The 24128-nt window shown below is 62.5% G+C and carries 22 protein-coding genes; 6 read left to right on the top strand and 16 right to left on the bottom strand.

Going from position 1 to position 24128, the window contains the following annotated elements; translation table 11 throughout:
• Positions 1–3 precede the first annotated feature (3 nt).
• Together BMX43_RS00915 and BMX43_RS20085 are read left to right on the top strand one after the other, a co-directional pair.
• Entirely contained in the window at positions 4–3111 is a 3108-nt protein-coding gene (locus tag BMX43_RS00915) for an efflux RND transporter permease subunit (RefSeq protein WP_091295436.1), read from the top strand.
• Between the two features lie 238 nt (positions 3112–3349).
• A complete protein-coding gene (locus BMX43_RS20085; protein WP_245749338.1) occupies positions 3350–4270 on the top strand; it encodes a transporter in 921 nt (306 codons plus the stop codon).
• Positions 4271–4340: 70 nt separating this feature from the next.
• Here the strand turns inward: BMX43_RS20085 and BMX43_RS00905 are convergent, their stop codons facing one another.
• The 6 genes from BMX43_RS00905 to BMX43_RS00880 all read right to left on the bottom strand — a co-directional run bounded on the left by BMX43_RS00905 (position 4341) and on the right by BMX43_RS00880 (position 10908).
• Complete coding sequence (locus BMX43_RS00905) at positions 4341–5609, bottom strand: anaerobic sulfatase maturase (RefSeq protein WP_091295432.1); 1269 nt, start codon at positions 5607–5609, stop codon at positions 4341–4343.
• Between the two features lie 75 nt (positions 5610–5684).
• The gene (locus BMX43_RS00900; protein WP_091295428.1) at positions 5685–6074 is read right to left on the bottom strand and encodes a hypothetical protein; all 390 of its coding nucleotides are present in this window, start codon (positions 6072–6074) and stop codon (positions 5685–5687) included.
• 59 nt (positions 6075–6133) lie between these two features.
• Complete coding sequence (locus tag BMX43_RS00895; protein WP_139201502.1) at positions 6134–6847, bottom strand: hypothetical protein; 714 nt, start codon at positions 6845–6847, stop codon at positions 6134–6136.
• Between the two features lie 20 nt (positions 6848–6867).
• Positions 6868–7194 carry a YidH family protein gene (locus tag BMX43_RS19665; RefSeq protein ID WP_175481983.1) on the bottom strand — a complete coding sequence of 109 codons (327 nt, stop codon included), beginning with the start codon at positions 7192–7194 and terminating at the stop codon, positions 6868–6870.
• Positions 7195–7325: 131 nt separating this feature from the next.
• The gene (locus tag BMX43_RS00885; protein WP_139201500.1) at positions 7326–8510 is read right to left on the bottom strand and encodes a hypothetical protein; all 1185 of its coding nucleotides are present in this window, start codon (positions 8508–8510) and stop codon (positions 7326–7328) included.
• Between the two features lie 91 nt (positions 8511–8601).
• Complete coding sequence (locus BMX43_RS00880) at positions 8602–10908, bottom strand: arylsulfatase (RefSeq protein ID WP_281243101.1); 2307 nt, start codon at positions 10906–10908, stop codon at positions 8602–8604.
• 482 nt (positions 10909–11390) lie between these two features.
• On the opposite strand from BMX43_RS00880, the gene BMX43_RS00875 reads away from it, so the two are divergent.
• Positions 11391–12125 (top strand): outer membrane protein, encoded by a 735-nt coding sequence (locus tag BMX43_RS00875; protein ID WP_091295409.1) that lies wholly within the window; start codon positions 11391–11393, stop codon positions 12123–12125.
• Between the two features lie 161 nt (positions 12126–12286).
• Here the strand turns inward: BMX43_RS00875 and BMX43_RS00870 are convergent, their stop codons facing one another.
• The 4 genes from BMX43_RS00870 to BMX43_RS00855 all read right to left on the bottom strand — a co-directional run bounded on the left by BMX43_RS00870 (position 12287) and on the right by BMX43_RS00855 (position 16201).
• Positions 12287–13753, bottom strand: a complete 1467-nt coding sequence (locus BMX43_RS00870; RefSeq protein ID WP_139201499.1) for a mechanosensitive ion channel family protein — start codon at positions 13751–13753, stop codon at positions 12287–12289.
• A gap of 65 nt (positions 13754–13818) precedes the next feature.
• Positions 13819–14955, bottom strand: a complete 1137-nt coding sequence (locus BMX43_RS00865) for an alpha/beta hydrolase (RefSeq protein WP_091295400.1) — start codon at positions 14953–14955, stop codon at positions 13819–13821.
• A gap of 119 nt (positions 14956–15074) precedes the next feature.
• Entirely contained in the window at positions 15075–15401 is a 327-nt protein-coding gene (locus BMX43_RS00860) for a hypothetical protein (protein ID WP_091295398.1), read from the bottom strand.
• 5 nt (positions 15402–15406) lie between these two features.
• On the bottom strand, positions 15407–16201 hold the full coding sequence (locus tag BMX43_RS00855) for a DUF2092 domain-containing protein (RefSeq protein WP_175481982.1): 795 nt from the start codon (positions 16199–16201) through the stop codon (positions 15407–15409).
• A 452-nt stretch (positions 16202–16653) separates the two neighbouring features.
• On the opposite strand from BMX43_RS00855, the gene BMX43_RS00850 reads away from it, so the two are divergent.
• Positions 16654–16845 (top strand): hypothetical protein, encoded by a 192-nt coding sequence (locus BMX43_RS00850; RefSeq protein WP_245749337.1) that lies wholly within the window; start codon positions 16654–16656, stop codon positions 16843–16845.
• A 51-nt stretch (positions 16846–16896) separates the two neighbouring features.
• Here BMX43_RS00850 and BMX43_RS00845 read toward each other — a convergent pair whose 3' ends face one another.
• Positions 16897–17649, bottom strand: coding sequence for a Crp/Fnr family transcriptional regulator (locus BMX43_RS00845; protein ID WP_091295392.1), 753 nt, complete (start codon positions 17647–17649; stop codon positions 16897–16899).
• A gap of 184 nt (positions 17650–17833) precedes the next feature.
• On the opposite strand from BMX43_RS00845, the gene BMX43_RS00840 reads away from it, so the two are divergent.
• Positions 17834–18070 (top strand): hypothetical protein, encoded by a 237-nt coding sequence (locus tag BMX43_RS00840; protein WP_091295389.1) that lies wholly within the window; start codon positions 17834–17836, stop codon positions 18068–18070.
• 2 nt (positions 18071–18072) lie between these two features.
• Here BMX43_RS00840 and BMX43_RS00835 read toward each other — a convergent pair whose 3' ends face one another.
• From BMX43_RS00835 to BMX43_RS00825, 3 genes are all read right to left on the bottom strand, one after another.
• Complete coding sequence (locus BMX43_RS00835; protein ID WP_091295384.1) at positions 18073–18228, bottom strand: DUF3309 domain-containing protein; 156 nt, start codon at positions 18226–18228, stop codon at positions 18073–18075.
• A gap of 301 nt (positions 18229–18529) precedes the next feature.
• On the bottom strand, positions 18530–19765 hold the full coding sequence (locus tag BMX43_RS00830) for a saccharopine dehydrogenase family protein (protein WP_091295381.1): 1236 nt from the start codon (positions 19763–19765) through the stop codon (positions 18530–18532).
• Positions 19766–19805: 40 nt separating this feature from the next.
• A complete protein-coding gene (locus BMX43_RS00825; protein WP_091295377.1) occupies positions 19806–20900 on the bottom strand; it encodes a carboxynorspermidine decarboxylase in 1095 nt (364 codons plus the stop codon).
• 194 nt (positions 20901–21094) lie between these two features.
• Here BMX43_RS00825 and mgrA point away from each other — a divergent pair, with 194 nt between their 5' ends.
• The gene (mgrA, locus tag BMX43_RS00820) at positions 21095–22141 is read left to right on the top strand and encodes an L-glyceraldehyde 3-phosphate reductase (protein ID WP_091295374.1); all 1047 of its coding nucleotides are present in this window, start codon (positions 21095–21097) and stop codon (positions 22139–22141) included.
• Positions 22142–22436: 295 nt separating this feature from the next.
• On the opposite strand, the gene BMX43_RS00815 is transcribed toward mgrA, so the two are convergent.
• Both BMX43_RS00815 and ubiG read right to left on the bottom strand, forming a co-directional pair.
• Positions 22437–23378 (bottom strand): Lnb N-terminal periplasmic domain-containing protein, encoded by a 942-nt coding sequence (locus BMX43_RS00815; RefSeq protein WP_245749336.1) that lies wholly within the window; start codon positions 23376–23378, stop codon positions 22437–22439.
• Between the two features lie 5 nt (positions 23379–23383).
• Positions 23384–24118 (bottom strand): bifunctional 2-polyprenyl-6-hydroxyphenol methylase/3-demethylubiquinol 3-O-methyltransferase UbiG, encoded by a 735-nt coding sequence (ubiG, locus tag BMX43_RS00810; protein ID WP_091295369.1) that lies wholly within the window; start codon positions 24116–24118, stop codon positions 23384–23386.
• Positions 24119–24128 lie beyond the last annotated feature (10 nt).

Below are 24128 nucleotides of genomic sequence, written 5' to 3'. Positions count from 1 at the left end.
GGTATGGCAAAATTCTTCATCCACCGCCCGGTCTTCGCCTGGGTTCTGGCCATCGTCACCATGCTGGTTGGCGGTTTCGCGGTCTGGAGCCTGCCGATCTCCAAATATCCCGATATCGCGCCAACCACCGTGCGCATCTCGGCCAGCTATAGCGGCGCCTCGGCGGAAACCGTCGAAAACTCGGTCACCACCACCATCGAAGACGGGCTGACCGGGCTGGACGGCCTGCTGTACATGACCTCGACCTCGCGGCAGGGCCGGGCCTCGGTCTCGCTGGTGTTCGGCGATGATGTGGACCCGGATGTGGCGCAGGTGCAGGTGCAGAACAAGCTGCAACTGGTCAATTCGCAACTGCCCGATGTGGTGCAGGAAAACGGCGTGGACGTGTCGCGCTCTTCCTCCTCCATCCTGCTGGTCGGCGCGCTGGTGTCCGAAGACGGCGCCCGCGACACGATCGAGCTGGGCGACATGGTGGATCAGTTCATCATCGACCCGGTGAAGCGGCTGGAAGGCGTCGGCTCTGTCGATATCTTCGGCTCGGGCTATGCCATGCGCATCTGGCTCGACCCGCTGAAAATGGTGCAATATCAGGTCACCACCGCCGATGTGACCAGCGCCGTTGCCAACCAGAACACCAATGTCACCGTGGGCAACCTTGGCGCGCAACCCACCGTGCAGGGCCAGCAATTCACCGTCGCCGTTTCGGCCCAGTCGCAATTGCGCAGCGTGGACGAATTTGAACGCATCCTGCTGCGCGTGCGCGAAGACGGCTCGACCGTGTTCCTCGGCGATGTGGCCAAGGTGGAAATCGGGCAGGAAAGCTACGGCTCCGCCGCGCGGTTCGATGGCAAGACGGCGGCGGGCTTCGCCGTCAACCTCGCCACCGGCGCCAATGCCGTCAGCACGGCCGAGGCGGTGCGCGCCCAACTGGATCAGATCGCCACCACCCTGCCGGCGGGCGTCACCGTCACCGTGCCCTATGACACCTCGCCCTTCGTCAAGGAATCCATCACCAAGGTCTATCACACGCTGATCGAGGCGGTGGTGCTGGTCTTCCTCGTCATCCTCGTCTTCCTGCAAAGCTGGCGCGCGACGCTGATCCCCACCATCGCCGTGCCCGTCGTGCTGCTGGGCACCTTCGGGGTGCTGTCGGCCTTCGGCATGTCGATCAACACGCTGACCATGTTCGCCATGGTTCTGGCCATCGGCCTTCTGGTCGATGACGCCATCGTGGTGGTCGAAAACGTCGAACGGGTGATGGAGGAAGAAGGCCTCGGCCCGGTGGAGGCGACCGAGAAAAGCATGACCGAAATCTCGGGCGCGCTGATCGGCATCGTGCTGGTGCTGTCGGCGGTGTTCCTGCCCATGGCCTTCATGTCGGGGTCAACCGGGGTGATCTACCGGCAGTTTTCGGTCACCATCATTTCGGCCATGGTGCTGTCGCTGGGCGTGGCACTGATCCTGACACCGGCGATGTGCGCCAGCCTCTTGCGCCCGCGCAAGCATGGCGACGGCATCGCCCCCGCCCGCTGGTTCAACCGCCAGCTTGACCGGCTGACCCGCGGTTATGGCAGCAGCGTCGGCTGGATCTCGCGCCGGGCTTTGCGCGCGCTGATCGTGCTGGTCGCCATCGGCGGCGGCGTGGTGGCGCTTTATGATACCCTGCCCAGTTCCTTCCTGCCGCAAGAGGATCAGGGCGTGATGATGGTCATCATCGAACTGCCCGAAGGCGCCACCGCCGACCGCACGCTGGCTGTCGTGGAAAAGCTGGAAACCTATCTGCTGACGGAAGAAAAAGAGACGGTGAAATCCGTCTTCGCCGCGCTGGGCTTCGGCTTCAGCGGCACCGGATCGAACCGCGCCATGATGTTCGTCAGCCTGCGCGACTATGACGAACGCGGCGCCAATGACGTGGCCTCCTTGGTGCAACGCGCCAATGGCCGCTATTTCGGCTCGCGTCTCGGCCGGGTGATCTTTCTGCAACCGCCCGCGATTCAGGGCCTCGGCTCCTCCTCCGGCTTCACCATGCAGTTGATCGACCAGTCCGGCGCAGGCAGCGCCGCGCTGTCACAGGCCGCGACCGATCTGATTGCCACCGCACAGGCTGATGGCAAGGTGGAAGGGCTGCGCGGCGAGTCTTCGCCCACCGAAACCACCCTGCGCCTTGACCTTGATCAGCAGAAGGCCACCGCCTTCGGCCTGTCGGTGTCCGAGGTGAACGCCATGCTGTCCGTCATCTTCACGGGTCGCAGCGTCAATGATTTCGTCTTTGGCGGCGAATTGCGCCCGGTGATCGTGCAAGGCGCCGCCGAGGCGCGGATGCAGCCGGAAGACATCGAACAATGGCACGCCCGCAACTCTGCCGGGGAAATGGTGCCCTTCTCGGCCATCACCACGCAGGTCTGGGAACAGCAGTCGAAAAGCCTCGCCCGCTATGGCGGCACCCGCGCGACAGAGATCAGCGGCTCTGCCGTCAAGGGCGTCTCCTCCGGCGATGCGATGACCCGGATGGAAGAGCTGGTGGCCGAAATGCCCGGCGGCTATGCCGTGGCCTGGACCGGCCTGTCCTATCAGGAACGGCTGTCGGGCAATCAGGCACCCTTGCTTTATGCGCTGTCGGTGGTGGTGGTGTTCCTCTGCCTCGCCGCGCTGTATGAAAGCTGGTCGGTGCCGCTGGCGGTGATGATGACCGTGCCGATCGGCGTCGCCGGGGCGCTGGCCGCTGCGCTGATGTTCGATCAGCAGAACGACGTTTACTTCAAGGTCGGCCTGCTCACCACCATCGGCCTTGCCGCGCGCAACGCCATCCTGATCGTGGAATTCGCGCATAGCCTGTATGAAAAAGGCACCCCGCTGGTCGAAGCCGCCACCCTGGCCGCCCGCCAGCGCCTGCGCCCGATCCTGATGACGACGCTGGCCTTCATGCTGGGCGTGCTGCCCTTGGCCATCGCCACCGGCGCGGGCGCCGGGGCGCAGCGTGCCATCGGCACCGGCGTGCTGGGCGGCATGACCGCCTCTGCCGTCATCGGCATCTTCTTCGTGCCCGCCTTCTATGTGGCGGTGATGAAACTGGTGGCGATGACCGGCCGCAAACCTGTGGTGCGCGGCTGAGAGCAAGGGGGCCGCGCCAGATCCCGGTCAGGCGCGGCCCCCTGAGAGGCAGACACTTGCCTCAGGTCAAGGGTGACGCGCCCACGGTATCAGCCGCGCATCGTGCGACAATCGGCGGGTGAAGTGTGGCGGCGCCGAACACCTCTTGATTTTCCACCTTCCACTGGATTTTCAATCTTGCATTTGGCCCGCCGCTGCGTGGAACTGTTGAACAGGCACCGCAGAAAGGAATTGTATCATGAATCCGACGGATGGTGACGATCTGCGGCTTGGCAAGGCGGAAGGCACGTCCCTTGTGCGCGGCCGCAAGACCGGGAACACCGCAATCTTGCCACGCCTGCACGATGCGCATGTGACGCACGGCCCCAACCTGTGGAAGCGCTGCGTGACCGGCCTGCTGGCAAGCTGCGCGCTGGTCGGCATGGCCCGGGCGCAAACCGCCGACGAGGTTGCCAAGCAGCTTTCCAACCCCATCGCCTCGCTGACCAGCGTGCCCTTTCAGGGCAACTTCGATTTTGGCGGAGGGCCTGATGGTGACGGCTTTGGTTTCACACTGAACGTCCAGCCTGTGGTGCCGATCCCGCTCAATGCCGATTGGACCGTGATCTCGCGCACGATCATCCCGCTATCCTATCGCGATTACACCTCGGTCCCGGATCATGACGTCTCGGGTGTCGGCGACATCACGCAAAGCTTCTTTTTCTCCCCCACGAACAGCGTCAACGGCGTGACATGGGGGGTCGGCCCGGTGTTCCTGTTGCCGACGGCGACCGACGACAGTCTGGGTTCTGGCAAGTTCGGCGTCGGCCTGACCGGCGTGGTTCTCAAACAGACGGGGCCGTGGACAGTGGGGGCGCTGGCAAACCACATCTGGTCCGTTGCGGGCGAGGATGACCGGCCCGATGTAAACGCAACCTATATCCAGCCTTTCCTGTCCTACGCCCTTGGGAAAGGTCAAACCCTCTCACTCAACGCCGAGTCGAGCTATAACTGGGAAACCGAGCAGTGGGTGGTTCCGATCAACGTCGGCTATTCCAAGGTGTTCAAGGCGGGTGACCAGCTCATGAGCTTTCAGGTCGGCGCAAAATACTACGCCGACGGCCCCTCCGGCATCCCCGACTGGGGGCTGCGCACCACACTGACCCTGCTGTTCCCATAAGGCCGAAGGTCCGCAAACCAGCTGGTCACGACACCCACATGGCACCACCGGCCCGGTCGGCGGTGCCGGGCTATGTGCGGTTCTCGCTGACCTGTTGGCGGATGCGGTCCACCTCCGGCATGATTTCATCGGCAAACTGGCCGTTCTGGATCAGCTCCACCATCCGGCGCATATAGGGCGAGATATGGGTGAAGAAGGCCTTGTAGCCTGAACACAGCCAGTTCAGGTTCTCCTCCCCATCCGGCGTTTTCAGAAAGCGGTTGCGCGGACATTCCCCATAGCAGGCAAAAAGAACCGGACATTCCTTGCAGTATTTCGGCAAGGTCTCGAACTTGGCATCGCCAAAACGGCGCTGCTTTTCGGAGGCGACCAAAGCCGCCAGTGGCGTGTCGGCAATATTGCCGAGCAGATAGTCCGGTTCCACGAAGTGATCGCAGGAATAGACATCGCCATTATGTTCCAGCGCCAGCGCTCGCCCGCAGGTCGGCGAGATGACACAGGCATTGTGCTGGCCAAACCAGCTTCCCAGCGCAACATCGAAGGTCGTGACGAAAACCCGGCCGATATCTTGCCGGATCCATTCGTCAAAAATGCCGATCAGAAACTGGCCAAAGGCATCGCCGCTGACCGTCCGGTGCGTCACCAGCTGCCCTTCCTGCCGGTACAGGGGCCGGTCCTTGCCGCGCAACCCACCCCAGCCGCTGTTCGCGGCGTCGAGGGTTTCGGGGGTCGCGCGTTCGACGATCGGGATAAGCTGGATATATTCCGCCCCGAGGTCGTCGCGGAAGAAGCGGTAAACCTCCTGCGGGTAGGCCGCATTCATGGAATGTACGGTGCACAGCACGTTCACATCCACGCCATGCCGCCGCAGAATGTTCCAGCCGCGGATCACGTCGTCAAAGCTGCCCTGACCGCGTTTGGTAACCCTGAAGGCATCGTGCATCGCGCGCGGGCCATCAATGCTGATCCCCACGAGATAGCCGTTTTCCTTGAAGAAGGCGGCCCAGGTGTCGTCGATCAGGGTGCCATTGGTCTGGATCGTGTGCAGAATCCGCTGATGGGGCTTGCGGTACCGATTGGCCAGTTCGACAGAGCGGCGGAAGAAATCTATCCCGCGCAGGGTGGGCTCCCCGCCCTGCCAGGTGATCTGCACCTCTTCGCCCGCAGAAGAGTCGAGTAGCTGCCGGATATACCGTTCCTGCATCTCTTCGGTCATCAGATAGCTTTCGTCAGGATAAAGCTGTTCCTTTGACAGGAAGAAGCAATACTGACAGCCCAGATTGCAGGCCGCGCCGGCGGGTTTGGCCAGCAGGTGATAGTCAAGCTGCGGGATCGACATTCCGGTCATTCCTGTAATTCGGGGCGAGATGCGCCATGGCTTCGATCAGCCGCACATGATTTTCCTGCCGGGCGTTCAGGCCGCGCCGGTGAACAGGTTGACGATCCGCGTAACGATGCCGCGCAGGAACAGATAAGGCAAAATCGCGAGGATGAAGGCCACAACAACAACCTCGATCGGGAAGACGGCTTTCTGCACGATGATCTGGTAAACGACATCCAGAACCATCGCAAGAATGAAGACCGTGCCGACATTCTTCCACCCGTCGCGCAGTTGCGCGCGGCGATGTTCCTTGCCCGAGAACAGGCTCCAGAAATAGGGGGGATTGCCTTCCCGCGCGTCCTTCAGCCCCGATCGCGTGGCAAAAAATGCCGCCATCAGCGGTTGAACATAAAGCCGCACGCTCATCGGGCCGCTCACACGTTCGGCCATCGCGTCACCGACCAAGCTCAGGAATTCCAGCATGTCCAACCTCTCTGGTGGATATTGAAAACAAGGATAACACTCCCGCCCGCCCCCTGTTTTCAGGAGATCAGGCCGGCCCCCAACAACAGGGCCGCATACAGCACGCTGCCCAACACGAAGGGAAGGAACCGCCCGCCCGCCCCTTCCGACAATTCGGTGAAAACACTGTTCACGGTCAGTGCACCAGAGACGAAGCCAAGCGCAAGGGCCGTCATCGTGGCGGAAAGCTCGACGATCTGGGCGGTGCCCCATCCCAGAACGACGCACAAGCCCAGCAGGTAGCGGCCGCGCCGGTCATAGCGCGCGCCCCGTTTCTCGCTCAGCGAATGGTCGATCGTCAGGAAGTGGCAGCACATCGCGATGGCGTACCAGAGTGTCGCCCGGGCCGACTCTCCGGCCTCGACAACCATCACATAGGTCATCAGCCAGATATAGGGCACATAGCCGTAGACCCGCGCTTCCGACTCCCCGTTCGCTTCCTGGCCTCCGATGGTGGCGCGGGTGAAATGGTCAAGCCCATAGAAGACCACGAAACCGAGCAGGGCAACGACATAGACCACAAGGCCGGACGGCCCGCCCGCCCCCTCCATGCTGTCAAGCTTGACCATGGCCTCGGCAAGCTCGGGCATCATGCCGACGAACAGATAGGCCGCTGCAATGCCGGACCCGAACGAAACCAATGTGCGCCGGTCACGCAGGATCGACTTCAGCGGATGGATACTGCGGCCCAGCACAAAGGTCATCGCCATCAGGCTGACCGCCAGCCACGTCACCAGACCGTCCGGAAGTCCGGTCAAAGGACACCGGCCATGATGCTGAAGAATATGGTCAGGGCGACCATCATCAGCAGCATTGCGATCAGCAGCGGGTGGCGCCAGTACGGAATCGGCATGATGACCCTGACCTGACGAAGCACCATGTAATACTCAAGGCTGCCGACGATGAGGCACAGGATACCTAGCCCCGTCAGCACCATCCCCGCGCGCGCGGCATGAAGATCAATGGGCAGTTGCGTGGCGCCGTCCTGCAGCCCCTGAATGACCTTGTATATCGTGAACCCAAAGCTGATCATGGCCATTGCGGTCCTGATCCAAGCCATCAGCGTGCGGGTTGCGGCCATGGTGGTCCGACCAACGGCAAGTCGGGTTGTCGTACCTATTTCAGCCATCCTACAGTCCTCATGTGCCGTGCCGCCTTGGCGCAGGCCCGACTGGAAATCAATTGCATCACCCGGGCGCGCGCACCCGGGGGTCAGATCCCGATGATGTTCTGGACCAGGCCTGAAATCAGGTCCGTCATCGGGTATTTCATCAGCAGCAGCGGGGCATGCGGCACCGCTGCGGCGCATAGGATCAGAAACAGCAGGGTGTTGGTCACCGGCAAAACCCGCATGGTCCTGACATTCTCATAGCCCGTCGCAAGATCGGCGAGCGACTGGATGTCGCCCGTGCCGAGCAATTCGCTGAGATCCGGCTTGGCGGGCCCGATCCATCGTTGCTGGAATTTTACGGAATACGCGTTTGCAAGCGCGCTGAAGTCGATCATGCCCCTGCGACGGCAGCGAAATAACGGCGAAACCAGCAGCAGAAGCGGGCCGCACACAACCAGCACGCCCACCAAGGCAACAAGAAAGACATGCACATAGATCTGCGCCTCGTTCGGCGCGACATGCTGGAAGGTTTCTGCCAAGGCGGCGGCGTCGAGCGCGGCAATCCCCAGAACGAAGACCACAAGCTGGGCCTGCGCGACCTCCAGCAGGCCCAGCCCCCCTGCGCGGTCGGGATGAGAGGCGGTCAGCGCCAGGGGCTGGCGTGACAGCCGCCAAATCAGATAGACCCAAATGCCCAGAAGCCAAAACATACGGGCCATGACAAAGCGGAACAGTGGCAGGCAGACAAGCCAGTACCATTTCCCGGCAAGTGACACCGATGTCATATTGGACTTCGCGGCGGATTCTCCGGGCAAATACTCGCTCGCGGCGGAAAAGCTGAAGATCACAACCGCGAACAGCAGTCCGAATTGCAACCACCACGAGTCGCTGATCCGCTCAAGCCTCGTGGCGTCGCTGTCCAGCGCCGCCTTTGCCTCGCCAGTCACAACGCCTGTGCTCACCAGCCCCGCGCAGGCGTCGCGGGTCGCCTGAGCCAGAAGCTTCTCGCACCAGAAGATCAACGGAATGGCCACAAGGAACCGCCCGTGGACGGCGGTTGTTCCCAGAGAGAAGAATTTGTCCGCATGGCCTTCAACCGTCGCCAGCAAGGCGAGGACCAGCCACACAAAAACGCTCAGCCCGGTGAAGAAAACAAGGCTGTCGCCACCCGTGACGCGGGTGGCGGCCTTGGTGGCGAAATCATGAAACGGCCCGCCCAGAAGCGAGAACTGCGCAAAGGGGCTGTCCTTGTCGGCCTGTGGCCGACCCGAAGGATTTGCCGTCATCGAAGTTTCCCCCAGCACGCCCGCGCCCCGGCCATGGCTTCCCGTCACCAATGCAGCGAGGCGCCTGGGCCCCATCTCAAGGCTTCACGCATTACTGGCGTGCCATGGCCACCCGGATCGCTTCTTCCGGGGAAACCAGATGGTCCTCGGCAACGGCCCCTTCCGCGATTGCCAGTTGCACGCCCTTGATCCGCCCGGTGAAGCGGTTCCCCCTGGAGCCGTACTCCTCGGAGACCGGCGCCCCGCTGTCCTCGCCCACGTCCAGCCCGTCATCGGCGGAGAAGACCATCGCGAGCGTTGCATTCACGCGGCCTTCGCCAACCGGCGCGCCATCGACGAAAAGCATGACATTGCCGCCCTTGCCAAGCCCGCCGCCATCATAGGCAAACTCCATGCGGACCTGATGCTCACCCGACGGAAGCGCCGCTGCCGACTCGACATAGAACCGCTCGAACCCGCCGAAATTGTAGCAATACTTCAGCTTGCCGTCTTTGCAGTACAGGCTCCAGCCGCCGATATTGGCCCCCTGCGAAATGATGACACCCTCTGCCCCCCCTTCCGGGACCACGATCTCTGCCGTGACCGAATGGGACTTGTTCTTCAGGTTCAGCGCGGTGTTTTCGGACAGTCGCCCCATTCCGGGGAACAGAAGCTGGGTATTGCCGCGGATCAGCACGGGCCGGCCAGCAATTGCCGGGTCGAATTTTTCGACCGTGCGGTCGTCGATCGGCAACACCTTGTAGCGCGCGGCCTCGATCAGCCAGAGCCGTTGCAGCTCGTGCAGCTTTTCCGGCATTTCCTTGGCAAGGTTGCGGGCCTGGCTCCAGTCCGTGTTCGTATCGTAAAGCTCCCAGACGTCATCATCCAGCGCGGGCGTGGGGGCCTTGACCCAGGGCGTCGAATGTTTCGTCACCGCGGTCCAGCCCTTGTGATAGATGCCGCGATTCCCCATGATCTCGAAATACTGGGTTTCGTGACGTTCGGGCGCAGCGGCCTCGTTGAAGGCATAGATCATCGAGACGCCTTCGATCGGGTCTTGCTGGATGCCGTTCACCGACACCGGCTGGGGCAGACCCGCCGCTTCGAGGATCGTGGGGGCCACGTCGATCACATGCGAGAATTGCGTGCGGATCTCGCCCTGCGCCGCGATCCCTTTCGGCCAGTGAACGATCGTTCCGTTCCGGACGCCGCCAAAATGCGAGGCAATGACCTTCGTCCACTGGTAAGGGGTGTTCAGCGCATGGGCCCAGCCCACCGAATAGTGGTTGTAGGAATCCGGCCCGCCGAACTGGTCCAGCCGCTCCATCAGATATTCCGGCGTCTCGAACTGCAGGATGCCGTTGAAGAAACTGGTCTCGTTGAAGCAGCCGTTGATCGACCCTTCGCCCGAGGCCCCGTTGTCGCCGATGATATAATAGATCAGCGTGTCTTCCATCAGACCCAGTTTTTCAACGGCCTCAATGATGCGGCCGATCTGATGGTCGGTATATTCCATGAAGCCCGCATAGACTTCCATCTGGCGGCGCAGCACCGGCTTGAACGCTTCGGGCATGTCGTCGAAGGCGGGGATTTCGGCCGGGCGGGCGGTCAGTTCTGCATCTGCGGGAATCACGCCCAGTTTCTTCTGCCGCGCAAAGATTTCTTCGCGCAGCTTGTCCCAGCCGCCGTCGAACTTGCCCTTGTATTTGTCGGCCCAGTCTTTCGGCACATGATGGGGGGCATGGGTCGCACCGGGGGCGAAATAGACGAAGAAAGGCCGGTCGGATGCCAGGGATTTCTGCTGCCCGATCCACTGGATGGCCTTGTCGGCCATATCCTCGATCAGGTGATAGCCCTCTTCCGGGGTCCGGTCGATCTCGACCGGCCGGGTGCCCTCATAGATCGAAGGATACCACTGGTTGGCCTCGCCGCCGATGAACCCGTAGAAATACTCAAATCCGCCGCCGCCGGTCGGCCAGGCGTCGAACGGCCCGATGGAGCTTGACTGCCAGACCGGCACTTCATGGCATTTGCCGAACTGCGCCGTGCAATAGCCATTGAGCTTGAGCGTCATCGCCAGCGGCGCCATCGAATTCGGCAGCACCGAGCAATAGCCGGGCGCGCCGGTGGCAAGCTCGGTGATCGAGCCCATGCCGGCAGAATGGTGGTTGCGCCCGGTCAACAGCGCCTGCCGTGTCGGCGCGCAAAGCGCCGTCGTGTGAAAGCGGTTGAACTTCAACCCCTTGGCGGCAAGCTTCTCGGCAACGGGCGTCTGGCACGGGCCACCGAACGGGCTGGCGGCACCAAAGCCTGCATCGTCCAGAAGGATGAGCAGAACATTGGGCGCCCCCGCTGGCGGGCGCAGCTGTTCGATCGGGGGGAACTTGCTGTCGGGGTCTTTTGCATCATATGTGATCAACCCGCTCCGCTGCGTGTTGCGCATCGGCAGATGAGAACGCGGCTTTCCGTCCCGATTGTCCAACTTGTCTCTCCCCTGTGTCGTCACCCGGCGGCCTCGACGCGAAGGGAGGCCGTCGCCCGGCAAGCATATGCCACCAAATCTTTATTTCTACTTTATCTGTGGCGCCAGACTCATGTCCAGCCCGGCTTTGTAACATAGTGCCAGATTCGCCGCGATGCTGTGCTTGGCTTAATTACATATTTGAAATACACATATTCTGGACGGGGGCTTTTCAGGCCGTTTTCCTTTGTTTCCCTGACAGGCGCAGCGATAACGTCGCTTGCCGCTGTGTTTGAAGCCCCGAATTCCGGTGGCGTCCATGTTGTCGGAAGACCTCACCCCCTGCCATTTTGATTGCAGGGCAGGATCGCCGCTTGCATGCGCCAGTCGGGTGGCGCAAACTTGATTAACACTTTAAATATCACCTCATGGGGTAAGAAATGAAAACCATTCTCGCAGCTATTGCATGTGCCGCTCTGGCGTCGCCCGCCGTCGCGCAAAGCAGTGAATGGCAATACAGCCTTACTACCTATATCTGGGCAACCGACACGGGCATTTCCGCCGAAACGCCGTCAGGCGAAACGGTCGAGGCTGAACTGAGCTTCAGCGATGCGCTGAAAGAGCTTGATTTTGCCTTGATGGGGACGTTCGAGGCGCGCAAGGACAAGCTGAGCCTGTTCACCGACGCGATGTATTTCAAGCTGTCCCCGACCAACGATACCCCCGGCCCCCTGTCCGACAAGATCCGGATGGAATCGCAGATGACGGTGATCAGCGCCTATGCGGCCTACCGGGTATATGAGGAATCCAACTTTGCCGTTGATGTTGCGGGCGGTCTGCGCTGGGCGGACCTGACTTCCGATGTCACCATCATCGGTGGGTCGCTGGATGGCACGGCGTTCAGCAACGGCGACAGCTGGGTCGATCCGGTCATCGGCCTCCGTCTGAGCGGGAAACTGTCCGACAAGGTTTCCGCAAGCTTCTTTGCCGATTACGGCGGCTTCGATGGCGGCAACTCCACCTGGCAAGGGGTCGTCACCGTGGGCTATGCCCTGAACGATCGCTGGACGCTGCGCGGCGGCTATCGCTACATGGAGTTCAATCGTGAAATCGACGGACGCGATTTCTCCATGGACCAGTCCGGCCTGCTGGTCGGGGCGACTTACAACTTCTGATCTGAACCGGATCTTGCGGATGATCGGCCCCGGGCGCTTGCCCGGGGCCGATGTCGTTCTGGCCCTGCATCGCACAATATGTCTGCCCACGGTCAGCTTGCGGGCGCCGTGTTTCACCGCCGTGTTTCACCGCCGTGTTTCACCCTTGTCAGGGCGCCGGATCATTGATCCGGCTGGCCGGATGGCGGGGTTCGGATATTGGTGATGGCGGATGCCGACAGGGCGCCATTCGGGATGGTCAGCGTATGGCCATCCAGCGTCTTGATGCGGCAGGACCGCGCCCCGATATCGGTGACCACACCTTCGCCTGCGGTGATCTTGATGCGATCGCCAATCCGGAACGGCCGGTCAATCAGCAGAACGAAGCCGCCGAACAGGTTTTCCATCGTCACCCGGGTTGCAAAGGCAATCCCGACCCCGCCAACGCCAAGGCTGGTGATAATCCCGGCGGTCGGAATACCAAGTGTGCCCAGCCCATAGGCAACGACCGCGATCACCCCGACCACCCCGAATGTCTGGCCGATGAGCCGCGCCAGATGCGTATCCATGCCCCGATCCGGGCCCGTTTTGGACCGGATGTGGATCTCGGTGCCAATGTTCGCAAGCGCCAGCACAGCCCAGGCCCCCGACCCGATCAGGAACAGGTTGCGCAGCACCGCCACGACAAGCGCCGCATAGCCCTGAATGATAAGCTGTGTCTGGCAAAAGGCCGCCAGCGTGACAAAGCTGCCCGCAAGCAGCAAGGGCCCCGACAGCTTCAGGCTTGCAGCGACAACCGCCGAATGGCGACCTGTCGCCGCTTTCACGAAACGATGCACGGCAATATTGCCCCCGATCGTGAACAGCGCCGCAAGGAATGCCACAAGCAGCTTCCATGACGGTGCCCCGAGCAGGGGCGCGTCAAGCCATTCCGAAAGCGCCCGGGCCGCGGTCTGGGGCACCAGCGGGCCGGTGAGGTTGGCCTGAACCTGCCGCATCCTCGGGAAATCGGTTTCGTGCAGCAGCGGCAGGTCCATGGCTCTGCGATGGTAGTCGGGCAGCTTTACGATCACCTCCCGCGGGATGACATAGTTGCCGGCGTCAGCGCCTTCCATCCGGCGGATCAGCACGATGTCGGTGGCGGGAATGGCCCATAGCGGCTTTGGATCCACAGCAGCGCCGGGCGGCGCAGTTTCGGCGGAGATCTGGGTGTCTGGCAGCCGGTTCAGAATGTCGATCATCTGCGCCACGGCCTCGTTCCCGACCGTCGTCTGGAAGGCGGCGGGAACCGTATTCAGATCGAAAAACTGGCGAAGAACCCCCTGCTGGCTGGAATAGGCCAGAAGGTTTGCATTGGTGGCGTCGGATGCGTAGGCCCGCAGCAGAAGCTCCAGCGTCGCGGCTTCTGCGGTGAAGGAGGCAATCCACGCCTGCGGCGAAGACCTGTCAGGCCCTTTCAGCAGCGACACCACCGAACCGCTCTCCTGCGCGACAGCGGGCTGTGGGGCCAACAGGCTGGCCGTCAGCGCCATGACCGCCACGATTGCGTGAAACGAGGCCCGCTTGTGCAAGGCGAAGTCGCGCTGAAGGGGCGCGGCTCCGGCCCGGCGATACAGGGCAAGGCAAACCCAGGCTACGATCTTGAACATGCCACCCTTCTCTGCCCGCAGAATCGAGCCGATCAAGCCAAGAGTCGTTCCGCGTGCCTTGCCGGTTATTGCGAGGCCAAAGGCCCGATCAACTCATCCGTTCCGATGCGGATCAGACCCACACTCGCCCCGATCAGGCCCGGCTGTTCGCCATTGTTGAGGATGCTCAATCCCTGCGCGCGCAGCGCCTGAATCATCTGGATGAGTTCCGGCGAGGTGCCGACCTTCAGGTGCCCCGCCATATCCTCGGATTCGACGGCGCTCAGGTCCACGACGGTGACATCCAGCCCGCCCAGTTCGTCAACCGACCGGATGGACCCCAAACGGTCTTTCTGCCCCCGCAGGCGTGCGGAAAATGCCAGCGCCTTGTCGTCAGAGGAAACGATCAGGTAAATCGGGATACCCGCTGCCAGAACCGGCGGGGCCTGCTTGAGGAACACATCAATTTCGATGTCCGCCGAAATCAGCAGGACGGCATTGACCTTGCTCAGGGCGGCCGTCTGGTGCGACAGCGCCATGGTGCGCAGCGCTTCCATCACCAGAAAGGTGCCCATGGAATGGCCGACGACATTGAACCCCTTGAGGTTCGATTTCGACATTGCCGCAATCGTATCGGCCATGGCATCGCGCGAGAACAGGGCGCTTTCCCGGTCCGTCAGATAGGCCGTCAGCTTGGCTTCGGATGGCCAGGAGAACAAGACATCCATCCCGGGCGTGCGCAGGTCATAGCTGAGCTGCACCTCACGGTAGAGCCCTTCGGCGAAGTTGGTGTTGTAGCCATGTACAAACACCGTGCCCAGCCCGGTATGCGCCGGGTCTTGCCGCGATGCGGCGTTGACCGCCTGAATGAAGGCCTTCTCGCCCGCAAGGGCCTTGTGCGAGGTCACAAGAAAATCGGTGCTCGGGTCCGGCGTGTCCTTGGGAAACTTGACCTCGCCGGGCGCCCTGTCCGGCGGGATCGCAACGTCAAAGCTGGCATAGTTCACGCCATAGGACCGCTGGGTCGAAAAGAAATCAGGGGCGGGCGCAGGCTTGCGCGTTGTGGCGACAATGACTTGCGACACCGGGCCGGTGGTTTGCGCATCGGGGGGCATCAGGCCGATCTGGCCGCGTCCGCTGCAACCTGCGAACAGAATGACAGAACATCCCAGCAGCATCTGCCGCGCCGCGCCGCCGAAGACTGTCCTTTTAAGTGCCCGCATCGCGCATCCCTCTCGATTTATCCGATTCCTACGTGGCGCCCCCCCGGAAGGCAAGTGCCGCGCATGAAACCGCGTGGCGACCCATGGGGGGATCGCCACACAGTCCTACGCATCGAATGTTAATCAATCACGACGACGACATACTGGTTCTGGTAGGGCTGGTAATAAACGCCGCCACAGGAATAAAGCGACATGTTGTCGATCACGACGGTCACACAGCCGACAGGCAAGGTCGCGATATAAACCGTTGTCCGGCGGACCACACGCCGCGTCGAACGCCGCGCGACCCCGGCTGCGCTGACTGGCGTTGCCGGTCGGCCCACCCGCGCCTCGACCTGCGAGGTCAGGTTGCCCTCAATCCAGCGGAGTGGCTCCGTCTCGACAACCAGTCCCATCAGACCGGCCATGACCCCCAGAAGTATCCGCGACCGCATCAGTTTCTGCATGGCTTTCACTCCTCAGCCAAAAGGTCGAACTCCGGAAGCTGGTCCGGCGTGATTTCCCGGGCGCCAGCCGGCGCGGTGAAAACGAACGTCTCTGCCGCCGTTTCCGTCAAGGGCGTGAACTCGGAAATATCGACAGAAAATTGCGGCGCCGCAGTCACCCATTTGCTGGTGATGACATACTTGACCGGAACCGGCTCTTCCCCGCTGCGCACCCAGAGCTGCCAGTCAATATCTTCGGCGCGATAGGACAGGTGATCGGTCAACACACCACCGACCCAGGCTTTCCCCATATAATGGCCCGACTGGACGTTCAGCATCAGGCCGTCATAGGGCTTGGTATAAAGCAGGTCCGCCCCGCCCGCCACTTCGGTTCCAAGCGCAGTCCGCACCTCATCCAGCGCCCCGTCGATGCCACCCTCGGCGGGCAAGGACAGATAGACCCCCTCGCGCTCGCTGGCGATCGACACCTTGCTGCCATCGAACACAAGATATGTGCCGCCCACCGGCCCCTTGCGATCGACCCGGATACCCTTTTCCCGATCGACAACCATCTCGGATGCCGCAGTCAGCTGAATCTTGCGGCCATCGCTCATCAGGATTTCGGTCGATGATTCGGCCGACAGGCTGAACATGCGCTGGCTGCTCATGTAATCCGACATCGCGTGCAGCACGGCATCCGCCTTCGGATCAATATCGCTCTCCGCCGCCCAGCCCGGTGCCGCGAGAAAGACTGGCAGGATCACGGGCGCCAGCAGGCGCAGGCCTGATCGCCCCATATTCACAAAGACATTCCGGCGCATGATAGTTGCTCTCCCTCTCAACTGCGGATGCACGAGGCCGTGTACATTAAGACGTATCACTTGGCGCATACCCCACACGCAAGGATAATCACCCGACCATTGCCCTCTCATGCCTATCGTCCTGCACAGCACCCCGCCTTGATTTGAATCAACACTGGCCCGCCGTGCCGCCTGCGGCTTGTGACCCGCCGCCCAGCCGGGGCCGCAGCAGGGGGCCACCCGGCGGATGGCCGCCACCCTTGCGGGTGCCGGGGCAGGATCGCACCCAACGCAAACCTGCATCAGTCCGGGCCTGTGTGAATCGCAGGAAGATAGGCCATGGTTCGCGATCATCGCGGGCCAGTCTTGCAGCGGATCCCCGTTCAACCCCTGTGCCTGTCCGCCACACCTTCCGACGGAAGATGCGGATAGGGGGGCATGCCCGGCTCTGGCTGCAAAAAAAGGATACGATCATGACCATGACCAATTCCACCTCGACCGCCGACAAGATGAAATCCGTCAAGGCAGCCTGGGACAAAGCCCCGGCCGGCCCGAAGAAGGACGCGGCGCTGATCCACTATCAGGCGGCCGAAAAGGCCCAGACCGCGAAGAATGATGCCGATTGCCTGAAATCGCTGGAGGCCGCGACCCACGCTCTGGCATAAGCCACGCCCGCCCTTCCGGGGACAGACCTGCCCCGGAAGGGCACCCGTGCGTCACATCAGCAGCGGGCCCTCGTGATCCAGATAGGATCGGTCAAACCCCGCGAATGTAACCAGCCCGTCATAGTCCTCGAACGTCACGCGCCCCTTCTGGAACGTCACCAGACCTTCCTCGCGCAGTTCCCGCAGCACGCGGTTGACATGTACGGCGCTCAGCCCAAGCGCATCGGCCAGCAGGTATTGTGACAGCGGGCACAGATAGCCGGTCCTGTCGCCCATCCCCACCAGACGCAGGCGCGCGCCCAGTTCCAGCAGGAAATGCGCCATCCGTTCCGTTGCGCTGCGCCGCCCCAGATCGACCAGATGCTCCACCACCATCGCCTCATCGCGCGATGCGGCCCACAGCACCGCCGTCGCCAGCCGTGGCGTTTCGGCAAAGGCCGCCAGCAGATCGCGCTGCGTGACCTCCGAGGCATGAACCGGCGTGATCGGTTCCACATTATGGTCCGCCGTGCGGAACAGCACCGAGCGCAGCCCCAGAAAATCGCCCGGAATCTGGAAATCCACGATCTGGCGGGTGCCTTCGGGCAGGATCTTGTACGAACAGGCCCAGCCCGAGGCCAGCACATAGGCACATTGATCGGTCTGCCCCTGATGAATCACGTCAACGCCGACCGGAAACACGCGGCGGCGGCGATACAGGTCCGACATCACCGCAAGATCGGTCTGCGACAACCGCACGAAGGCAGAAAGCTTGCGGGCAAACGGGCTGTCCTGAATCGGCAGCCCGGCGTTCGGCTCTGTCATGGGCTACCTCTCCGGGGGGGCAAAGGCGTGCCTGTCCCCGTCCTGTTCATGTTCCGCAAATGATGCGGGGGGATGCTGATCCATATCAGCCCGCCGCCGGATTTTCCTGCAACGATCATGCGCATGTCGCAGATACAGGCAAGCGCCGACTGAGTGGCAGACCCCTTGCAGAAAGTCGAAACCGATGACCGTCACGCCCGATACGGCCGGAATTGCAGCCCTTGCCATCTGCGAGTCGCTGTTGCTGGCGCTGAACGACCGCAACATCCTGCCAGAGCGTGAAATCGTCGGCATCCTGAAGGACGCCGCTGCCGCGCATGAACATGCCCCGCCCGGCGATGGCGCCGAGGCGATGCACAAGGACGTGGCAATGTTGATCAACAAGATCATTGACGGCGGAAATTCAGTCCGCCGCCGCTAGGGTCAAAGCCGCCCGGTCAGCAGCAGGATAATCAGGATCACAACCAGAATCCCCAAGGCACCGCTGGGCATGTATCCCCAGGATGCACTGTGCGGCCAGCGCGGCAAGGCGCCGATCAGCATCAGGACAAGGACAATGATCAGAATATTGGTCAGCATCGGACATCACTTTCTTTGATAGGAGGACTGGCGCAGGGCCGGTGTTCTGGCGCTGAAGTGCCCCACCCCGCAGCACAGGGCGCAAGACGCACGTGATGCAGTCTAGCCTGCTGACATGCGACCGGGCACTAACCTGCGACAGTGCCGTCGCCGCCTGCCTGAAACGGCCCGGGTCTGATGCCCATGAAACTGGCCCGATATCTCGTCCCGGCAAGGGAAAGCCCCGCCGCAGCATCCTGCAACGGGGCCAATCTGCGACGGGCCAATCTGCGACGGGGGCCAGTCTTTCCGCGATCCGGGGTCAGAACGTCAGCAGGCGGTCGCCCTCGGCATCCTTGATCCGGCTGGGCAGGCCCATCGTGTTCAGCAGGTTGATGAAGGGCTTCGGGTCCAGATCTTCGACATTGACCATCGTCCCCACATCCCAGGTGCCGTCCGCGATCAGCAGCGCCGCCACCACCGGCGGCACGCCTGCGGTATAGCTGATGCCCTGGCTGCCCACTTCCTCATAGGCTTCCTTGTGGTCGGCCACGTTGTAGATCAGCACCTCGACCGGCTTGCCGTCCTTCACGCCCTTCACCACATCGCCGATGCAGGTCTTGCCAGTGTAATTCGGCGCAAGGCTGGCCGGATCGGGCAGCACCGCCTTCACCACCTTCAGCGGCACGACCTCCAGCCCCTCCGCCGTCTTCACCGGCTTTTCCGACAGCAGGCCAAGGTTCTTCAGCACGGTGAACACGTTGATATAGTGATCGCCGAAGCCCATCCAGAACCGCACATCCGCGTCCTTGTAACGCGCCGACAGCGAATGCACCTCGTCATGCCCGGTCAGATAGGCCTTCTGGTCGCCCACCACCGGCAGGGTCCACACCTGCCCGACCTCGAACATGGTGTTGCTCTGCCAGCCGCCATTCTGCCAGCTATACACCGTGCCGGTAAATTCGCGGAAGTTGATCTCGGGGTCGAAATTGGTGGCGAACCACTTGCCATGGCTTCCGGCATTGATGTCCACGATGTCGATCGAGGTGATGGAGTCCATCATCCCTTCGGCCACCCGCGCCCAGGCATTCACCACGCCGGGATCGAACCCGATCCCCAGAATCGCCGTGACCCCCGCCGCCTTGCAGCGATCCCGCCGCTGCCATTCGTAATTGCCATACCACGGCGGCGTCTCGCAGATCTTTGCCGGGTCTTCATGGATCGCGGTGTCCATATAGGCCGCGCCCGTCTCGATACAGGCTTCCAGCACCGTCATGTTCACGAAGGATGACCCCACGTTGATCACGATCTGGCAACCGGTCTCGCGGATCAGCGCCGCCACCGCCGCGCTGTCGGTCGCATCCACCGCATGGGCCGCGAACACGCCCGGCACCTTCATCGCGCCCTTGGCATGAACGCTGGCGATCACCGCCTCGCATTTCGCCTTTGTGCGGCTGGCGATATGCAGCTCGCCCAGTTTATCGTTATGCTGCGCGCATTTATGCGCCACAACCTGAGCCACGCCACCGGCGCCGATGATCAGAACGTTCCGTTTCACTTCGAACCGTCTCCTTTAAGGACAGAGGGAAGGGAGAGTCTCAGCCGAGGCTGCTCTCATAGTCGGCATAGCCGAATTCGCGTTTCAGGGTCAAAGACCCGTCCAGTTCCCGCACGACGATGCTGGGCATCTTCACGCCGTTGAACCAGTTCTTCTTGACCATGGTATACCCCGCCGCATCCGCGATGCTCAGCCGGTCGCCCACGTTCAGGGCCGCAGGGAAGTTGAACTCGCCGAAAATATCCCCGGCGAGGCAGCTTTTGCCGCAGATCATGTAGGGGTGATCGCCATCCGTCTCCATCCGCGCGGATTGCCGATAGATCAGCAGATCCAGCATATGCGCCTCCACGCTGGAATCGACGATGGCCAGATCTTTGCCGTTGTTCAGGATGTCGATCACCGTCACCTCAAGGCTCGCCGATCCGGTGATCGCTGCCTCGCCCGGCTCCAGATAGACCTGCACCCCGAAGCGATCCTGAAACGCGCGCAGCCGGTCGGCCAGCTTGTCCACCGGATAGCCCTCGCCGGTGAAATGGATGCCACCGCCCAGGCTCACCCATTTCAGCCGCCGCAGCAGCCCGCCAAATTCGTCCTCGATCCGTGCCAACTGGCGGTCGAACAGATCGAAATCGGCATTCTCGCAATTGTAATGGATCATGAAGCCGGAAATCCGCTCCATCACCGTCTCGATCTTGCCCGCATCCCATTCGCCAAGGCGCGAGAACGGCCGCGCCGGATCGGCCAGATCGAAACCGCTGGTCGAAAACCGCGGGTTCAGCCGCAGCCCCCGCTCGATCTGCGCCGACTGGTTGTCGAACCGCTCCAGCTGCCCGATCGAGTTGAAGATGATCTTGTCAGCATAGCCCACCGCCTCGGCGATCTCGTGATCGGCCCAGCCGACCGAATAGGCGTGGGTCTCCTTGCCGAACTTCTCGCGCCCCAGCCGCAGCTCGTACAGGCTGCTCGACGTGGTGCCGTCCATATGCTCGCGCATCTGGTCAAAGACCGGCCATGTGGCGAAACATTTCAGCGCCAGCAAGGCCTTCGCACCGGAGCGCGCGCGCAGCCGGTCGATGATCGCCATGTTGCGCGAAAGCTTCGCCCGGTCGATCAGGTAATACGGTGTCTGGATCATCAGAATCCCCCCCGGGGCCAAAAGGGACAAGAGCGGCCCCACATAGGCCCTAACCCCCGGAAGTGCAAGGGATGTGACAGTAGCGCAAGGGCGGGCGCCGGGTCCATTGCAGGCGCGTCGGGGCCGCGTGCCTCCGCGCGCACCCTTCCCACCCCCGCCCGTTAGCGCTACCCTGCCCGCAGCAGGAGGATCCCATGCCCAATTTCCCCAAACCCTACACACCCGCCGAAACCCGCTATGACCGCATGGTCTATCGCAAATGCGGCAAGTCCGGCCTGAAACTGCCCGCCATCAGCCTCGGCCTCTGGCACAATTTCGGTGAAGATACCCCCCACGCCACCAAACGCGCCATCTGCCAGACGGCGTTTGACCTCGGCATCACCCATTTCGATCTCGCCAACAATTACGGCCCGCCCTTCGGCAGCGCCGAAACGGCGTTCGGCCAGATCCTCGCCACCGATTTCAAGGGCTACCGCGACGAGCTGATCATCAGCTCCAAGGCCGGCTACGACATGTGGCCCGGCCCTTACGGCGAATGGGGCAGCCGCAAATACCTGATCGCCTCTTGCGACCAGAGCCTGAAGCGGATGGGCCTCGATTATGTGGACATCTTCTATTCCCACCGCTTCGATCCCGAAACGCCGCTGGAAGAAACCATGGGTGCGCTGGATCATATCGTGCGCTCGGGTCGGGCGCTCTATATCGGCATTTCCAGCTACAACAGCGCCCGCACGCGCGAGGCGGAGGCGATCCTGCGCGATCTTGGCACGCCGCTGCTGATCCACCAGCCCAGCTACAACATCCTGAACCGCTGGGTGGAACATGACGGGCTGAAAGACACGCTGGCCGAACTGGGCGTCGGCTCCATCGCCTTCACCCCGCTGGCGCAGGGCATCCTGACCCGGAAATATCTGAACGGCATCCCGCAGGGCAGCCGCGCCGCGCAGGGCAAATCGCTGGCGCCGGAAACCATCACCCCGCGCGCGATTGCCAGCGTCAAGGCGCTGGACGATCTGGCACAGGCACGCGGTCAGACGCTGGCACAAATGGCCATCGCCTGGGTGCTGCGCGACGGCGGCATCACCACCGCGCTGATCGGCGCCAGCAAGCCCGAACAGGTGGTGGATTGCGCGGGTGCCATCGGCAACCTCGATTTCACCGCCGAGGAACTGGCCGCCATCGACCGCATCGCCGCCGAGGAAGACATCAACCTCTGGGCCCGGTCGTCCGAGTCGGCGTAACCGCCCCCTCACCCCAACCCTCTCCCCCGCAGGGGAGAGGGGGCGCCCGCCCCGCGCAACGCACAGCCAAGGGGAAGGGCCGCCACTTACCACGCACACAACGCCACCCTCTCCCCTTGGGGGAGAGGGCAGGGTGAGGGGGGGGGCCACAGCGCCCCCTCTCCACCCCCGCGCAACGTGCCCCCTCCCCCTGTCAGGGGGAGGGCTGGGGAGGGGGGAACCCCCCCCAAAAAAACGCAGCACCGATGCGGTACACCCGGTGTACAGGGGGTGCCGCAATGTCACCCCCCCCTTTTTACCGCCCCGCCCGGATCACCGCCGAAAAATCCGCCCCCTCCGGCGCCGCCCGCGCCCGCTCCGAAATCCGCGCCGCCGCGCGAATCTCGTCCAGCGTCCCCGCCCCCTCCAGCACGCCCAGCCGGTGCAGATACTCCGGCAGGCGGCCCGACAGAAGCAGGCTCATATCCAGCCCCAGATCGGGTTTCAGCGCCTTGGACAACTGCCAGACGACCGTGGTGCAATTGGTCGTTACCGTATTGTAAAACCTAGGGTTTTCGGCGATCTCGTTGCCCAGCTCCAGATATTGCAGGAACATCACGCGCAACTGTTCCGGCGTCAGCCGCAGATGGTAAAGCCGCACATCCTCGCCCCGGTAATGTGTGCGCAGCTTGACAATATCCTCTTCATCCGCCGCGATCAGCGCCAGCTCGAACTGCCGGAAAAACCCGCCGACCGAGCTGAATTTCTCGCCGCGCTCTTTTCGAATTTCAACAGAAAAAACAATACGTTGACCATCGTCAAACCCAAAGCTTACCAACAGATGCGCAATCTCGGGGTTGTCCCAGACCGAGGTGATCATGTCCGCAGAGGCCAGCTTGTGCAGGTCCACCTGCCGTTCCACCCAATGCTCTGCCGCATGATCGGGGTCCGTCCAGCGAAACGCCCGTATATTGTGTAGGGTTACCGTATCCCCCCCCACATCTGCCGTGACGATTCGCGCCACATCCGGCGCCCAGTCCCGGTCCAGCCGGGGCTGCAGGCTCAGATACCAACCGCCCACCACCACAGATAGGGTAAGCAAGGCCGCCCAGCCCCAATCCGTAGCGACTCGCGCCCAGATCACCGCCAGTATCGCCGCGCCAAACGCCAGCACAACCCAGCGCGCCGCCGGAAACTGCACCCACACCGCCACGCTGCCCCACACGGTGCCCAGCCCCAGCACCACCCAGAACAGCACGAATCTCACCGTTTCACACTGGCGGTGACATAGTTCACCGACAGATCCCGCACCGACAGGCTCCAGCTCCAGCCGATGGGGTTGAATACCATCCCCTTGCGATCCACCGGATCAAGCCCCGCACGGCGGATCAGGTCGTAAAGCTCTGTCGGCGTTATGAATTTCTTCCAGTCATGCGTGCCCTTGGGCAGCCAGCGCATCACATATTCCGCCCCCACAATGGCCATGGCAAAGCTTTTGGCATTGCGATTCAGGGTGGAGCAGATCATCAGCCCGCCAGGCCGCAGCAGGTGCTGGCAGGCGGTCAGATAGGCCAGCGGATCGGCCACATGCTCCACCACCTCCATGTTCAGCACCACGTCGAACTGCTCGCCCGCCTCGACCAGCGACTCGGCGGTGCAGTTGCGATAGTCGATCATCAGGCCCGATTGTTCGGCATGAAGCTGCGCCACCGGGATATTGCGGGGGGCGGCATCCGCCCCCACAACATCTGCCCCCAGCCGCGCCATCGGTTCCGACAACAGCCCGCCACCGCAACCGATATCGAGCAGGCGCAGCCCGGCAAAAGGCCGCTCTTCGCGCAGGTCGCGGTCAAATTCGGCGGCAATCTGGCTGGTGATATAGTCCAGCCGGCAGGGGTTCATCTCGTGCAGCGGCTTGAACTTGCCCGCCGGATCCCACCATTCGGCCGCCATTGCCTCGAACTTCGCCACCTCTGCGGGGTCGATCGTGGTGGTCATGGCGTCTCCT

Origin of the sequence: Gemmobacter aquatilis (genome assembly GCF_900110025.1) — a bacterium.
Taxonomy (GTDB): Bacteria; Pseudomonadota; Alphaproteobacteria; order Rhodobacterales; family Rhodobacteraceae; genus Gemmobacter; species Gemmobacter aquatilis.
The sequence above is the reverse complement of the archived record's forward strand: the minus strand, read 5'-3'. Positions and strand labels throughout refer to the sequence as shown.